Raw genomic sequence first — 14,836 nt, forward strand, 5'->3', positions numbered from 1 at the left:
CGCACCGCCCGCGTCGCCGCGCGCGAATCGATCGTCGATGTATCGCTGCGGGCCACGCGCTGCTTGCCGGCCCCGTCCCGTCTGCCTTGCCGAAGCGAAGGGTAGGCGAACGCCGCATCGCGTCCCATTGGGCGACCGGCATGCAGCGCATGTCGCAGAACTTATATCGTTGTATGACGCGGCTTTGGCGCGATGGGGCGCGTGTATACGCCTAGTTTGATTCCGTTAAGGCGACTATTCGAGTACGGAGGCGGCGCACCCGTGCGGATCGGGTCGCGGGAGAGAGATGTCAAAACGCCTTCGAATCCGGCCGCGCATCGGCGGCGCGCTATTTCCCGAAGCCTTCGAGACAGGTATCGGCGAGAGCGAACGCGGGGCATCGGATACGTCTTCCGGCCCGCAGCGAGAGGGGGTTGTCGTGAAACGGAAGTGCCCGGCACGGGCGAACGGATCGAGCCCGAGCCTTCGCTACGCCCCTTCAGTCCGGGCGCTCGCCGGATCTCGCCGCGGCACGGGAGCGGCCGTTCCGCCGTCCCGTGTCGCCGCGCTACTTCATCGCGCGATTACCGGTAATAAAGCCAGTTGTCCGTCGCGGTCCACGACGGCGTGTAGTGGCAGGCCGGGCTGGTCACGTACTGAATGCCGTTCGCCGACGCCGACCAGTCGGGATTGATCGCGTGGTTGTTCGCGTCGTACGCGGAAATCGACGAGAAGTGGAGACTGCCGTCGGCCGGGAACTGGTTGCAGGCGGTCACGCCGTAGGCTTCCAGCACCGCGCCGTCGATCCAGTTGTAGACCTGCCCGCTGGACCCGGTATTGCTGCCGCCGGTCTGCAGCGCGGTGCTCTGGCCCGTCGTCTGATCCGTGCTGACGATGTTCCAGCTGTCGCAGCTGCTCGACCCCACCGCGCAATTCTGCGACATCAGACCGTACAGCTGATCGCCCACGTTGACGTCGATCGGCGTGCTGTAGTTGATCGTGCCCGAGCCGTCCGCCCCGCAGCAGTTCCAGCTGGAGAATTGCCACGAGTTGTTGCCGAACTCGTTCCATTGCAGCACCGGCTGCAGGATCGTGCCGGAGTAGTTCGACTGCGTCAGCCCCGGAAAGAAGAAGACGACCTGCCCGTTCTCCACCGACGGCGCGGACGGCACGGTCCAGTTCGCGGACAACTGCCGCGTGCCGGCACTGCCGTTCACGTAGGTCACCGCCTCATACCAGCCGCCGCCGCTCGCCGGCTTGACGCCCGCCGCATCGGAGCCGGCATCCCGCCGAATGCCGGCCGCCGTATCGACGCGCTGTCCCTGCTTCGTGTAGTGCGGGCGCGTGCAGGCGGGTTCCTGCCGCACCGTGGCGCCATCCGCGCCCAGTACCGTCGATTGGCTCAGCAGCCTTTCGCCCCGCTTGATCTCGTGCACGCACTCGGACGGAAAATAACCGTTCGGCGTGACGACGTAATCGCGAGGCACCGTGGACGGCGCGGTGTTGGCGGGCAAATCGGTCACGCGCTGCAGCCGCAAGGCGCTCGTTTCGGCCGAACCGGCGTTCGCATGCGTGACGCCCAGCAGGCCGGCCGATATCACCGCCATCGCCATCGCTTGTTTCAACAGGAAGCAGGAAACACGATTCATCATAGATTCTCCATGGAAAGAGTTTTTGCATGCTCATTCAAGGAATCGATTTTCCATTCAGATTCAAACAGCCGCGATGCTTTCATTCCTTCGGTAATTCCGACCACGACAATACGATTCATCGGGATAATTGACCATCTCCATATCATTCATTTTTAAGAAGTATTTATATGGAGGCGGCCTCGTCGGGGCCGGCGAACAGCATGCCGGGGGGATAATAGGATATCCGTGCGGCCAATCCAATTGGAAAAGCCGTTTTTCGAATTTTAAATTCCTTATCCGCTTCGTCAAAACCAATCCCCATTTTTAATGTACGTTATTACCCATTATTTGGGAGGGAAAATATAATATGGGAACAATCCGGCAAACTGGATATTTCCTTGAACGCCACGGCATCGCGATTTTCCGGCCGGACGAATTCGTCGATGCCGGCAAGCGTCACCCCCGAGATCGGACAAGCACACGTGTGCAGCCGGACTCGCGCGAGCGAGCCACCGCCCCCCGATCGCCCGGCTCGACCACCCCGCCCTTTCGTCGCTCCGATTTCCGGCGGTCGGCGACGGCCTCCTTTCGCCACGCTCCCTCGCCGCCCAGGCCGTCGCCTCCCGGCGCGCGATGTTTGGCAATTCGAACTTAAAGCGCCGAATCCGGCGGGAAACAACCAGTCTGAAGGCTGGGTGGACTAACGCACTTTCCCGCTGTAGGAACTTTGTTAGTTTCCTTACGGCGCCATTCCGGCCGCTCCGGCAGGCGTGAAACGGCCGCGCCCGGCAACCCGCCCCACCCCGGGCAAGGCACCGCGGCAGATCCGGAACCAGGCGGCCGAGGCACGACAACAATCAAAGCTCGTGATAATTGATTCGCAATACGAATCAATTCAGTGAATCCGTACCCTGCCAGATGGGCAATCTGGCTTTCTTTGGAGATCCACCATGCAAGAACTCAACCGGCAAGAAATCGCTCATGTTTCCGGCGGCTATTACGACGGCGGCAGCATCTTCGACGCGATCGGCAATCTGAGCGCGGCGATCGGCAGTGCCGGCGAATCGATCGGCAACAAGGCCACCTTCGGCCTGTTTGCTCCGATCGGCAAGGCAGCCTATGGCCTCGGCGAAGTGCTCACGACCGGCGTCGTGAACATCGGCAATTCGCTGCTGGGTCTGTTCGGCATCAAGGCCAAGCAGTACTGATACCCCGCATGGCGACATGCCGCTGCCGCGATCCTGTCGCGGCAGCGGCGGCACCGCCCGGCTCTTCGGCCGACGCGGTGCGGAACCGGGGAACCGGCGGCCGGCCAGGCGCCGCACCCTTCGGTTCCGCGTCGCATCGCGCATGCCCCGAATGCCCCGTCGGCCATCGCGGATTAGCGGCATTCGACGCCGGCGGCCGGTAGACTGCGGTCCTGCCCGTGCCCCGCGCCTGCCCGACCATGACGACCCGCCTGCAACACGCGATAGAAACCTACCTTCACGCGAAGGACACCAACCGCCCCCACCGAATGACCGACGCGTTTACCGCCGACGCCGAACTGACGATGACGGTCGACACCGCCGACATCGCGTTCCCGCCGGCCGTCAGCGGCGTGGCCGCGATCGCCGCCACCCTGTCGGGCGACTTCGCGCAGCGCTACGAGAACGTGTACACGTTCTGCATCGGCGCGCCGCCCCAGCGCGACGACCGCTTCGAATGCGACTGGCTGGTCTGCATGACCGACAAGCAGTCCGGCGCCGCGCGCCTCGGCTTCGGCCGCTACGACTGGCGCTCGGCCGACGGATCGGGTCGCGTGTCGCACCTGCGCATCACGATCGCGCGCATGCTGACGCTCCCGTCCGGCGCGAATTCGCCGCTGCTCGCGTGGGCGCTGCGCCTGCCGTACCCGTGGTGCCCGCGCGAAGCGCTGCACGCGGATGCGCCGGCGCTCGACGCCGTGCGGCAGACACTCGCCGCGCTGGCGTGACACGCGCGCCTGCCGCCGGCGCATCGACCACATCGCTATAAACAACGAACCCCGGCCGCCAGGACCGCGCGGCCGGGGTTCGTCCGTCGCCGCGCATTCAGCGCGGCGCATTCGGCCGGATCAGGTCACGCCGCCGCCCCGATGCCGAATACGTGCATCTTGCCGACGCTCACCTGACGCGGCAGCGTGATGCTCGTCGCCACCTTGCCGGCCGGCAGCGGGATCTTCTGCGCGAAGATGTAGGTCTTCACGCTGTCCTTCTGTCCGTTGCCCGTGTTGCGGTAGGCCATCGTCAACGCAATCGCCGCCTTCGCGCTCGCGCCGCCGCCGTTGAGCGTCCAGTCGTCGAACGCGAGCGTGACCGACGCGCTCGTGCCGTCCGCGTAGTTCACCTGCGCGACGCCCGAACTCGGCCCGTTGTTGGACGCCCCCAGCACCACGAGATTGCCGCCCGTCGTTCCCGGCGGCAGCGTCACGGTCTGGCCGACCGTCACCGCGTTGTCGAGCGGCACCTGCCCGCCCGCCAGCGCGAAGCTCGCGCCGCCGTACTGGAACGGCGTCCCCGGCTTCACGCCGGCCGCCGCCAGCGCGTTCGTCGAATAGCTGAACAGGCTGCCGTCGAAGTCCGCGCCGGTGCCGTCGGTATTCGTCGCGCCGTCCGCGCTGAAACCGTGGTTGTTGAAGCTGTCGACGGCATTCGCCGCGACCGGCACGCCGAACGACGGCGGCAGATCGTCGGAGCCCCATCGCGACGCGGTGGCGCCCATCGCGAACTGCAGCGTCGCGCCGTTCGCGAGCGCGTCGAACGGAACCCACGCGCTCGTGAGGCTGCGCCGGTCGAGCGTCACGCCCTGCACGTAGTTCGACGCGCCCGCGCCCGGCGCGTTGATCGTCAGCGTCTTGCCGCTGCCGAGCTTCACGGCGATCGACGGGAACTGCGGGCTGCTGATCGCGAAGCCGGCCACGCCCGGGATCTCCGGATACAGGCCGAGCGCCGCCCACACGTACCAGCCGGACACCGCGCCCAGATCGTCGTTGCCGGGCAAGCCGTCGGGCTTGGTGCTGAACGCCGACTGCATGATCTGCTGCACGACCCGCTGGCTGCCGGCCGGCGAGCCGGTCCAGTTGTACAGCCACGGCACCTCGAAGGTCGGCTCGTTGCCCATGTAGAAGTTCGGCAGGCTCATCCCGGCATTCAGCACCGTGAAGAACGTGTCGAGCCGCGACACCACCGCCTGCTTCGTGCCCAACTGCGCCATCAGCCCGCTCGGGTTGTACGGCACCATCCACGTGTACTGTTCGGCATTGCCTTCGACGTAGTTGTCGGTGCTGCTCTGGGTCTCGGGCACCCAGCTGCCGTCGCCGTTGCGCGCGGCGATCAGCGGCGGATTCAGCGACGTGTTCAGCAGGTTCTGCCAATACGCGGACCGGCTCAGCAGCATCTTCTGGATCGTCGTGTTGCCGAGCGCGCCGGCGAACTGCGAGATCGCGAAATCGCTGCTCGTGTATTCGAGCGTCGACGACGCCTGCCCCCACTCGCCGCTTGTGATGTAGCCCGATTGCAGATAGCTCGCGCGGCCGCCGTTGGTGGTCGCGCCGTTGCACGCGGTGCCCGGGATGTTCGCCATCCTGATCATGTGATTGAGCGCGCCCTGCGTGTCGAAATTCCGCGCGCCGAATGCGTGCGCGCTCGACACGATCAGCGAGCCGGCATCGCCGGGCATCACGCCGTCCTCGACGTTGTCGTTGACCCAGTGCGGAATCGCTCCGCACTGATCCGCGTCGTTGACGAGCGACTGGATCATGTCGCTGGTCTCCTGCGGAAACAGCACGGCCTTCAGCTGGATCAGCGAGCGATAGATGTCCCACCCGGAGAAGCTCGAATACTGCGCGCCCTGTCCCTTCGACACGGTATGCACTTTCTTGTCGAAGCCGATGTACTGGCCGTTCACGTCGCTGAACAGGGTCGGCGCCCACAACGCGTGATAGAACGCCGTATAGAACTTCGTCAGCGCATCGGTATCTCCGCCCGTCACCTGGATCGCGTTCAGCCGCGTGTTCCAGGTCGTGTCGGCCGCCGTCTTCACGCTGTCGAAATCCCAACCGGTGTTTTCCGCGTCGAGATTGGCCTTCGCATTGTCGGCGCTCACGTACGAGATGCCGATCTTCATCTGCACGGTCGCGCCCGAATCGAAGTTCAGCTTCGCGATCCCCTTGCTCAGCGTCGACGTCGACGCGAACGGATGATCGAACTTCGCGTAGAAGTACACCGGAACCGGCGTGCCGTTGCCGCAGAAGCCGCCGCCGACGGTACTGCCCGAAATCGTATCGGCCGCCACCTTCGTCACGCTGCCGGTCGTCGAGGTCTTGGTGTTGGTGCGGGTGGTGTCGATCACGAGGATCGCGGGCTTGCTCGCCGGATACGTGAACCGGCCGAAGCCGGTGCGCAGCGTCGCCGTCAGCTCCACCTTGATCTGCGTATCGAGCAGCACCGAGTAGTAACCGGCCTTCGACGTCTCGTTGCTGTGGCTGAAGGTCGGCACGAGCTGGGTTGCGTCGGTCGTCGGCATCACCGGGAATTCGCCGTTGTTGCCCCCGCATCCCGCCCCGCTCATGTGGGTGAGACTGAAGCCTTGGATCGACTTGAGGTCGTAGTAGTAGCCGGCCGGCGAGCCCGGTTCGGCACTGTTGTTCGGCGCGGGCGTGGTGTTGGTGTCCGGCGCCCACTGCACCATGCCCGACGGCAAGCCGGCCGCCGGCACGACGCTGCCCGCCTGCCCGGCCGGGACCGGATTGGGCGAATTGCTCGCGAGCGTGCCGATCAGCGGATTCACGTATTGCGTGAGCTGCATCACGACCGGCGCCGCGTCGGCCGGGCTCGTCGAGGCGCCCGCGCCCGCGGCGGCGTTGATCACCGCGCCGTTCGCCGTCGCGCCGGCGAGCGACGACGCCGTCGACCCGCCATCGTCCCCTCCGCACCCTGCCAAAACGCTCACCACAGCCATGGCAGCCGCCAGCTTTGCGAATTGATTCATGAACGTCTCCAGTTCTTGTCTTTTCCGATTAAGCAGCGCTGCGAATTAAATGATCCGCCGCTTGATCGCCCTTAACCGCGCACGCAGACTAGGGCAGGAGAAGTTCGCTCGTCAATCGAATGAATGGTTTCGTAATGTTTTTAACCGATTTACTAAACAGCGCTCAACAGATTCCCGCGAATAATCGCGTCTCCCGCGTCAAACGGGGCTTTCCGGCATTCGATCATTGCAGTTCCGTGAATGCCATCCGGGCGACACTCAAATCCGCTTTCCCGGCCATGCCATCGGCGATAAACCAGGCCGCGGATAATCCGGCATAAGCGAGAGTCCATTGCAATAATCGCCGACGCTCCAGCCGCGCCGCCGCCGCGACCACCTCGACCTGTCGGGCGAAGCGCGCGGGATCGGATGCGATCGGCAGTTCCGGATTGCACAGTATGTTGGCGAAATCGAAGCCGCGCTCGCCGGACAGCCCCTTCGGATCGATCGCCAGCCAGCCGTCCTCGCCGAAGTCGAGCACGTTGCGGTGGTGGAGATCGCCGTGCAGCACGGCCATGTCGCGCGGATCGGCGAGCAGCGCGCGCGCCGTATCGGCACTCGCGCGAAACAGTCCGCCGTGCTGCCGGGCGGCCGGGTCCAGCTCGGCGAACCAGCGCGCGAGCGAAGTCAGCGGCGGCGGCGGACCGGGTCGGTCCGCGTGCAGGCGCGCGGCCACCGCGCAGAGCGTCCGGCTCGCCAGATCGTCGTCGCCGGACAGCGCCATGTCGAACAGCGAGCGCGCGCCCTCGGCCCGCGCGAGCAGCAGCGCGTCGCCGTCGTGCGCAAGCACGCGGGCCGCGCCGTCGCCGTGCCACCACGCCATCAGCGCGCCGCCCGCGCGCTCCTCGTCCACGCGCGCGACCTTGAGCATCGCCGCGCCGCCGTCGACGCGCACCGGCAGCAGCGCGCTGCTGTGCGTGAAGATCGGCGCGCCGTCGGCACGCAAACGCCAGCGCCGCACGTGGCGCTCGAAGATCGTGTTCGGCATCGGGCTCCCGGGTCGTCGTCGCGCCCCTCGCGACCCGCCGACTCTATCAAAAGTCCCTGCGCGGGGCGACCCGGCTAACGACGCGGGAACAGGCACACCTGCGGCTTGATGTGGAAATTCTCGTAGCGGCACGGTCTGCCGAAATAATCGACCGGCATGCCGGCGGTTGCAGCGCTCGACGCGAGCTGATTGCCGGGTCGCGCGGCTGTCCGCGCCGTCACGTCGGCGGAAGCGGAAGGCGAGGCCGGGCGTGCGCCGCCGGCCTCCTGCGAAACGGTGGTGGGCGCCAGGCTGCAGCCGGTCAGCGAAACGACGGCGATCAGCGCGCCGATGAAGGCGAGACGGCGGAACATAAGCAGGACTCCTGGCTGCGCCGCTTGGCGGGTGCCGGGTGCGCGGGAATCGCGCAACGCGGCCAAGCGGCTGGATAAGAACGATCGCCACCAGTCTATGAAGCCGCGCTCTACCCGTTCGTGACGCGAAGATGAGGGTTCCGTCATCTGCGCGCCCGCCGATCCGGCGCGCATTGCGAATTTGTCATCCGGTTCTCACGATCCCGCAGCCTTCGTTTTCCACAATGGACTCACTCGCCCCCCCTCGGCGAGCGTCAACCAGGAGATACCGGATGAAAATCGTCAAGCTGCTCGTTCTCGCTTCCGCACTGTCGGTGTCCGCCGCCGCGTTCGCGGACGGCATGCCCGAGGCCAAATACGGCAAGACCCGCGACGAAGTGCGCGCCGAGCTGGTCCGCGCGCAGCACGAAGGCACGGTCCCCGCGAAGAAAACGGAGTACCCGCCCAGCGCGGAGACCATCGAGCGCAATCGCCAGACCCATGCGATCGCGCAGCACGGCGGCGCGCCGAACGCGCCGCTCACGGCAGGCGAACTCGCGGCCCGCTGATCATGCGCGCCCGCCGCGCCGCCCCCTGAGGCAACGGGGGCGGCGTTTTTTTTTGCCCGCGCCGCGCAACATGACGGATTTGTCACCCGGCGCTCATGTTTGCATTGCAGCAGCGCCTTAGCATCGGCTCATGGTCATTCACTCGCAGCTTTTCCCGATTCCACCATGACGCCAAAACCTCTCGCGCTCCTGCTCGCCGCCGTGTTCCTGATTCCGCCTGCCCATGCGCAGACGCCCGATGCCGTCCCGCCGCCGGACGCGGCGGCCGCGCTGTCCGACGCGCCGTCGGACGCCCCGATCACGCTGCCCGACGCGCTGCGGATCGCCGCCGGCAACAACCCGCAGCTGCAAAGCTCGCGCTTCGCCGCCAACGCGACCGAAGGCGCGTTCGTGCAGGCCGGCATGCGTCCGAACCCGGAGGTCTCGTTCCTGCAGGAGAGCTTCAAGCGCCAGGAAAACACGAGCACCGCGCTCGTCAATCAGCGTATCGAGCTGGGCGGCAAGCGCGGCTACCGGATGGACGTCGCCGCTTACGGCCGCGAGGCGTCGCTGGCCGCGCTCGACGCGCAGTCGGCCGCCGTGCGCGCGAACGTGATCGCCGCGTTCTACGGCCTGCTCGCCGCGCAGAAAACCTTGAGCGTGAGCGAGGAATCGACCGCGATCGCGCAGCGCTCGACCGATCTCGTCGCGCGCCGCGTCAGCGCGGGCAAGGTGTCGCCCGTCGAGGAAACCAAGGCGCGCGTCGCGCTCGCCGCCGTGCAGATCGAACTGACCCGCGCGTCGACGAACCTCTCCGCGGCGCGAGAAAAGCTCGCGAACGCACTCGGCAAGAACTGGCCGAGCCGCAGCGCGAGCGACGGCGGTTTCGAGACCCTGCCCGGCATGCCGCCGCTCGTCCAGCTGCAGCAACGCCTCGAAGACGCACCGCTGACCCGTCAGGCGGTCGCGAACCTGCGCCAGTCGAATGCGCGCATCGCGCTCGAACGCGCGCGGCGCATTCCGGACGTGACCGTCAGCGCCGGCTACAAGCGCGTGACGACGGGCGGGCGCGCCGACAACCAGGCGGTGGTCGGCGTGTCGATTCCGTTGCCGATCTTCGACACGAATCGCGGCGCGATCATGGAGGCAACCCATAACGCCGCGAAAGCGGACGCCGATCTCGCGAGCGAACGGCTCGAACAGCGGCTCGCGCTCGCGCAGGCCTATTCGGGCTACGAAAGCGCCTCGCAGGAAGCGCGCCGCCTGAAAGGCGACGTGCTGCCCGCCGCGCGCGAAGCGCTCGACGCGATGTCGCGCGGCTACGCGCTCGGCAAATTCCAGTTTCTCGACGTGCTCGACGCGCAGCGCACGCTGTTCGACGCGCAAACCCGCTATATCCGCGCGCTGACCGACGCGCATCTGGCGTACGCGGAACTCGACCGTCTGGTCGGCACCCCGCTCGATGTCGCGGCCGTGCGCCAGCCCAATCAACCGTGAGGATCTCCATCATGCCGCGTAACCTGAAGCGCATGGCCGTCGCGGTCGCGCTCGCCGGCGCGCTCGCCGCCATCGGCACGCTCGCCTACACCACGACCCGTTCCGCCGCGTCCGGCGCCGCCAGCCCGGCCAGCGGCGCATCCGCCGCGGGCGCCGACGGCGGCACGCTGCTCAAGGACGGCGCCTATTCGCTCAAGGTCGTCCCGAGCGAACAGAACGGCGAAGTGGCACTCGCCGTCTATCCGTTCGTGGACGGCAAGCCCGTCAAGCCGGCGGCGGACACCGCCCTGAGCGCGACGCTGGTCCGCTACGACGGCACCCGCGCCCCGCTCGCGCTCACGGCCGGTCCCGATCGCTTCACGACAACCGCGCCGATCGCGAAACCGCACGTGTTCGACGTGCAGTTCACGCTGCGCGCGGGCGGTCAGGCAAAGCGCCTCACGTTCTCGCTCAGCGACGGCGCGATCCCGCTGAGCACGGAGCAGATCGGCGCCTCGAAGATCGGGCTCGCGGAGGCGGCGCCCGCCGAGATCGTCACGTCGTTCCAGCTGCCGGGCGAGATCAAGTTCAACGAAGATCGCACCGCGCACGTCGTGCCGCGCATCGCGGGCGTCGTCGAGCAGGTGAATGTGGCGATCGGCCAGCAGGTACAGAAGGGCCAGGTGCTCGCGGTGATCGCCAGCACCGATCTGTCCGACCGCCGCAGCGAACTGCTCACCGCGCAAAAGCGGCTGACCGGCGCGCGGCAGGTCTACGCACGGGAAAAAACCCTGTGGGAAGAGCGGATCTCCGCCGAACAGGATTACCAGGCCGCGCAGGTCCAGCTGCGCGAAGCGGAGATCGCCGTGCAGAACGCGCAGCAGAAGCTGTCGGCGATCAATGCGCCGACCGGCGGCGCGCTGAACCGCTATGAGCTGCGCGCCCCGTTCTCCGGCACGATCGTCGAGAAGCACGTGACGCCGGGCGAGGCGATCGCCGCCGACGCGAACGTGTTCGTGCTTGCCGACCTGTCGACGGTGTGGGCCGAGATGGCCGTGCCGGCGCAGCGGCTCAACGACGTGCGCGTCGGCCGCCGCGCGACCGTCAGCGCCGCCGCGTTCAATTCCCAGGCGAGCGGCGAGATCGCCTACGTCGGCGCGCTGCTCGGCGCCCAGACCCGCACCGCGCCCGCGCGCGTCGTGCTGTCGAATCCGGAAGGCGCGTGGCGCCCCGGCCTGTTCGTCAACGTCGCGGTGGATGCCGGCAAGCGCACGGTGCCGGTCGCGATCGAGAGCGACGCGCTGCAGACCATCGACGGCAAGCCGGCCGTGTTCGTCGAGAGCGCGAAGGGATTCGTCGCGCAGCCGGTCGAGCTGGGCGATCGCAACGGCAAGCTGACCGAAGTGACGAGCGGGCTGCGCGCCGGCCAGCGCTACGCGACGGACAACAGCTTCGTGCTGAAGTCCGAGCTGGAGAAAGGCTCGGCCGAAGGCCATTGAGCCGCGTCGCGCGGATGAGGTCCGGCCCGGCCGGACCGTGTTTTCACCCATAGGATTCTTCGAATGTTTGAGCGCCTGATTCGCTTCGCCATCGCGCACCGCTGGCTCGTGCTGCTCGCCGTCCTCAGCGCGGCGGCGCTCGGCGTCTACAGCTACCAGAAGCTGCCGATCGACGCCGTGCCCGACATCACCAACGTGCAGGTGCAGATCAACACGCCCGCGGCCGGCTACTCGCCGCTCGAGGTCGAGCAGCGCGTCACCTACCCGCTCGAAACCGTGATGGCGGGCCTGCCTCATCTGGAGCAGACGCGCTCGATCTCCCGTTACGGCATCTCGCAGATCACGGTGATCTTCAAGGACGGCACCGACATCTATTTCGCGCGGCAGCTCGTCAACGAGCGGCTGCAGCAGGCCAAGGACCGCCTGCCGGAAGGCGTCGCCCCGATCATGGGACCGACCTCGACCGGCCTCGGCGAAATCTACATGTGGACCGTCGAGGCCGACGAAACCGCGCGCAAGCCGGACGGCAGCCGCTATACGCCGATGGACCTGCGCGAGCTGCAGGACTGGGTGGTGCGGATGCAGCTGCGCAACGTGCCCGGCGTGACCGAGGTGAACTCGATCGGCGGTTTCGTGAAGGAGTATCAGATCGCGCCGAACCCGGCGAAGCTGATGTCGTACGGGCTGTCGCTCGCGGACGTGGTCCGCGCGCTGCGGATCAACAACGACAACGTCGGCGCCGGCTACATCGAGAAGCGCGGCGAACAGTACCTGGTGCGCGTGCCCGGCCAGGCGCAGTCGGTCGACGATCTCGCGAACATCGTGCTGACCAACGTCGGCGGCGTGCCGGTGCGGATGAAGGACATCGGCCAGGTCGAGATCGGCCGCGAGCTGCGCACCGGCGCGGCCACCGAGAACGGCCGAGAGGTCGTGCTCGGTACCGTGTTCATGCTGATCGGCGAGAACAGCCGCACGGTCGCGGACGCGGTCGCGAAGAAGATGGTGGAGGTGAACCGCTCGCTGCCGCCGGGCGTGAAGGCGATTCCCGTCTACGACCGCACGGTGCTGGTCGAGAAGGCGGTCGCGACCGTCAAGAAGAACCTGCTCGAGGGCGCGCTGTTCGTGATCGCGATCCTGTTCCTGTTCCTCGGCAACATCCGCGCGGCGCTGATCACCGCGCTGGTGATTCCGCTGTCGATGCTGATGACGTTCACCGGGATGGTCAACGCGAAAGTGAGCGCGAACCTGATGAGCCTCGGCGCGCTCGACTTCGGCATCATCATCGACGGCGCGGTGGTGATCGTCGAGAACTGCGTGCGACGGCTCGCGCACGCGCAGTCGGCGATCGGCCGGCCGCTCACCCGCGAGGAACGCTTCGCGGAGGTGTTCTCCGCGTCGCAGGAAGCGCGCCGCGCGCTGATTTTCGGCCAGATCATCATCATGGTCGTGTACCTGCCGATCTTCGCGCTCACGGGCGTCGAGGGCAAGATGTTCCACCCGATGGCGACGACCGTCGTGATGGCGCTCGCCGCCGCGATGGTGCTGACCGTCACCTTCATCCCCGCCGCGGTCGCGCTGTTCATCGGCGACAAGGTCCAGGAGAAGGAAAACCGCCTGATGACCTGGGCGCGGCGCGCCTACGAGCCGCTGCTCGCCGCCTGCCTGCGCCACGCGAAGCGCGTGCTGATCGGCACCGGCGCGATCGTCGTCGTCACCGCGCTGCTCGCGACGCGGCTCGGCAGCGAGTTCATCCCGAGCCTCAACGAGGGCGATTTCTCGATCTCGGCGCTGCGCGTGCCGGGGACGAGCCTCACCCAGTCGCTCGAGATGCAGCGCACGCTCGAAGCCACGCTGAAGGCGCGCTTCCCGGAGATCGAGCGCGTGTTCGCCCGCACCGGCACGGCCGAAGTCGCCACCGACCTGATGGCGCCCAATCAGTCCGACGCGTACATCATGCTCAAGCCGGTCAAGGACTGGCCCGATCCGAAGAAGTCGCGCGACACGCTGCGCACCGAGATGGAAGCGGAGCTGGAAAAGCTCCCCGGCAATGTCTACGAGTTCTCGCAGCCGATCCAGCTGCGTTTCAACGAGCTGATTTCCGGCGTGCGCAGCGACGTCGCCGTCAAGCTGTTCGGCGACGACATGGCCGTGCTGAACGACTCGGCGAAGCAGATTCTCGACGCGATGCAGAAGGTGCCCGGCGTCTCCGAGGCGAAGGTCGAGCAGACCACCGGCCTGCCGGTGCTGACCGTCAATCTCGAGCGCGACCGCCTCGCGCGCTACGGCATCAACATCGGCGAGGTGCAGGACGCGATCGCCGCCGCGATCGGCGGCAAGACCGCCAGCACGCTGTTCCAGGGCGACCGCCGCTTCGACATCGTGGTGCGCCTGCCGGACGAGCTGCGCTCCGACATCGACGCGATCAAACGGCTGCCGATCGCGCTGCCCGCCGGGGTAGCCGGCGCGGCGCCCTCCGCATTCAGCGTCACGCCGGCGAGCGGCACGGGGGTCGCGAACGGCGCCGCGGCCGGCTCGCAGTTCGTGCCGCTGTCGGAGCTGGCGACCGTCGACGTGACGCCCGGCCCGAACCAGATCAGCCGCGAGGACGGCAAGCGCCGCATCGTGATCAGCGCGAACGTGCGCGGCCGCGACGTGGGCTCGTTCGTCGCCGACGCGCAGGAGCGCATCCGCCGCGACGTGAAGATTCCGTCCGGCTACTGGATTTCGTGGGGCGGCCAGTTCGAGCAGCTGCAGAGCGCCACCGCGCGGCTGCAGGTCGTCGTGCCGGTCGCGCTGCTGATGGTGTTCGTGCTGCTGTTCATGATGTTCAACAACGTGAAGGACGGCCTGCTGGTATTCACCGGCATTCCGTTCGCGCTGTCGGGGGGCATCGTGTTCCTGTGGATGCGCGGCATTCCGCTGTCGATCTCGGCGGCGGTGGGCTTCATCGCGCTGTCCGGCGTCGCGGTGCTGAACGGGCTCGTGATGATCTCGTTCATCCGCAACCTGCGCGAAGAAGGCCGCCCGCTTGCGGAGGCCGTGCAGGAAGGCGCGATCACCCGGCTGCGGCCGGTGCTGATGACCGCGCTGGTCGCGTCGCTCGGCTTCGTGCCGATGGCGCTCGCGACCGGCACCGGCGCCGAGGTGCAGCGCCCGCTCGCCACCGTCGTGATCGGCGGTATCCTGTCGTCCACGATGCTCACGCTGCTGGTGCTGCCCGTGCTGTACCGGCTCGCCTATACGTATTCGCTGCGGCAGACGCTCGCGGCGAAACTGGCGGGCCGCGTGCCGGAACGGCTGCTGAAGCGGCTGGGCCTTTCATCGAGGTAAGCAA

General features: G+C 67.1%; 10 protein-coding genes. 6 read left to right on the forward strand and 4 right to left on the reverse strand.

All coding sequences use genetic code 11. The features are described 5' to 3' along the window. Window positions 1-563 precede the first annotated feature (563 nt). Complete coding sequence (locus RZR99_RS12465; RefSeq protein ID WP_323120071.1) at window positions 564-1,631, reverse strand: hypothetical protein; 1,068 nt, start codon at window positions 1,629-1,631, stop codon at window positions 564-566. Between the two features lie 929 nt (window positions 1,632-2,560). Here RZR99_RS12465 and RZR99_RS12470 point away from each other — a divergent pair. Then, the gene (locus tag RZR99_RS12470) at window positions 2,561-2,818 is read left to right on the forward strand and encodes a hypothetical protein (RefSeq protein WP_323120072.1); all 258 of its coding nucleotides are present in this window, start codon (window positions 2,561-2,563) and stop codon (window positions 2,816-2,818) included. Window positions 2,819-3,057: 239 nt separating this feature from the next. Then, window positions 3,058-3,585: a hypothetical protein gene (locus RZR99_RS12475; RefSeq protein ID WP_323120073.1), complete on the forward strand. Its 528-nt coding sequence runs from the start codon at window positions 3,058-3,060 to the stop codon at window positions 3,583-3,585. Window positions 3,586-3,710: 125 nt separating this feature from the next. On the opposite strand, the gene RZR99_RS12480 is transcribed toward RZR99_RS12475, so the two are convergent. The 3 genes from RZR99_RS12480 to RZR99_RS12490 form a co-directional block, all read right to left on the reverse strand. Beyond that, the gene (locus RZR99_RS12480; RefSeq protein ID WP_323120074.1) at window positions 3,711-6,620 is read right to left on the reverse strand and encodes a GH92 family glycosyl hydrolase; all 2,910 of its coding nucleotides are present in this window, start codon (window positions 6,618-6,620) and stop codon (window positions 3,711-3,713) included. Window positions 6,621-6,843: 223 nt separating this feature from the next. Further along, entirely contained in the window at window positions 6,844-7,647 is an 804-nt protein-coding gene (locus RZR99_RS12485; protein ID WP_323120075.1) for an aminoglycoside phosphotransferase family protein, read from the reverse strand. Between the two features lie 74 nt (window positions 7,648-7,721). Further along, window positions 7,722-8,147 carry a hypothetical protein gene (locus tag RZR99_RS12490; protein ID WP_323120076.1) on the reverse strand — a complete coding sequence of 142 codons (426 nt, stop codon included), beginning with the start codon at window positions 8,145-8,147 and terminating at the stop codon, window positions 7,722-7,724. A 125-nt stretch (window positions 8,148-8,272) separates the two neighbouring features. Here RZR99_RS12490 and RZR99_RS12495 point away from each other — a divergent pair, with 125 nt between their 5' ends. The 4 genes from RZR99_RS12495 to RZR99_RS12510 all read left to right on the forward strand — a co-directional run bounded on the left by RZR99_RS12495 (window position 8,273) and on the right by RZR99_RS12510 (window position 14,832). Further along, window positions 8,273-8,548, forward strand: coding sequence for a DUF4148 domain-containing protein (locus tag RZR99_RS12495; RefSeq protein WP_323120077.1), 276 nt, complete (start codon window positions 8,273-8,275; stop codon window positions 8,546-8,548). A 165-nt stretch (window positions 8,549-8,713) separates the two neighbouring features. Beyond that, window positions 8,714-10,024, forward strand: a complete 1,311-nt coding sequence (locus tag RZR99_RS12500) for a TolC family protein (protein WP_323120078.1) — start codon at window positions 8,714-8,716, stop codon at window positions 10,022-10,024. Window positions 10,025-10,035: 11 nt separating this feature from the next. Next, entirely contained in the window at window positions 10,036-11,502 is a 1,467-nt protein-coding gene (locus RZR99_RS12505; protein ID WP_323120079.1) for an efflux RND transporter periplasmic adaptor subunit, read from the forward strand. 63 nt (window positions 11,503-11,565) lie between these two features. Further along, window positions 11,566-14,832 carry an efflux RND transporter permease subunit gene (locus tag RZR99_RS12510; protein WP_323120080.1) on the forward strand — a complete coding sequence of 1,089 codons (3,267 nt, stop codon included), beginning with the start codon at window positions 11,566-11,568 and terminating at the stop codon, window positions 14,830-14,832. The last annotated feature ends 4 nt before the right edge of the window (window positions 14,833-14,836 follow it).

It is taken from the genome of Burkholderia alba (assembly GCF_034721475.1).
GTDB lineage: Bacteria > Pseudomonadota > Gammaproteobacteria > Burkholderiales > Burkholderiaceae > Burkholderia > Burkholderia alba.

Bases quoted from the DNA above. Each gene is read 5' to 3' on its own strand.
- RZR99_RS12510 (WP_323120080.1), top strand. From the start codon at position 11,566: ATGTTTGAGCGCCTGATTCGCTTCGCCATCGCGCACCGCTGGCTCGTG.
- RZR99_RS12480 (WP_323120074.1), bottom strand. From the start codon at position 6,620: ATGAATCAATTCGCAAAGCTGGCGGCTGCCATGGCTGTGGTGAGCGTT.
- RZR99_RS12495 (WP_323120077.1), top strand. From the start codon at position 8,273: ATGAAAATCGTCAAGCTGCTCGTTCTCGCTTCCGCACTGTCGGTGTCC.
- RZR99_RS12470 (WP_323120072.1), top strand. From the start codon at position 2,561: ATGCAAGAACTCAACCGGCAAGAAATCGCTCATGTTTCCGGCGGCTAT.
- RZR99_RS12485 (WP_323120075.1), bottom strand. From the start codon at position 7,647: ATGCCGAACACGATCTTCGAGCGCCACGTGCGGCGCTGGCGTTTGCGT.
- RZR99_RS12500 (WP_323120078.1), top strand. From the start codon at position 8,714: ATGACGCCAAAACCTCTCGCGCTCCTGCTCGCCGCCGTGTTCCTGATT.
- RZR99_RS12465 (WP_323120071.1), bottom strand. From the start codon at position 1,631: ATGATGAATCGTGTTTCCTGCTTCCTGTTGAAACAAGCGATGGCGATG.
- RZR99_RS12490 (WP_323120076.1), bottom strand. From the start codon at position 8,147: ATGACGGAACCCTCATCTTCGCGTCACGAACGGGTAGAGCGCGGCTTC.
- RZR99_RS12505 (WP_323120079.1), top strand. From the start codon at position 10,036: ATGCCGCGTAACCTGAAGCGCATGGCCGTCGCGGTCGCGCTCGCCGGC.
- RZR99_RS12475 (WP_323120073.1), top strand. From the start codon at position 3,058: ATGACGACCCGCCTGCAACACGCGATAGAAACCTACCTTCACGCGAAG.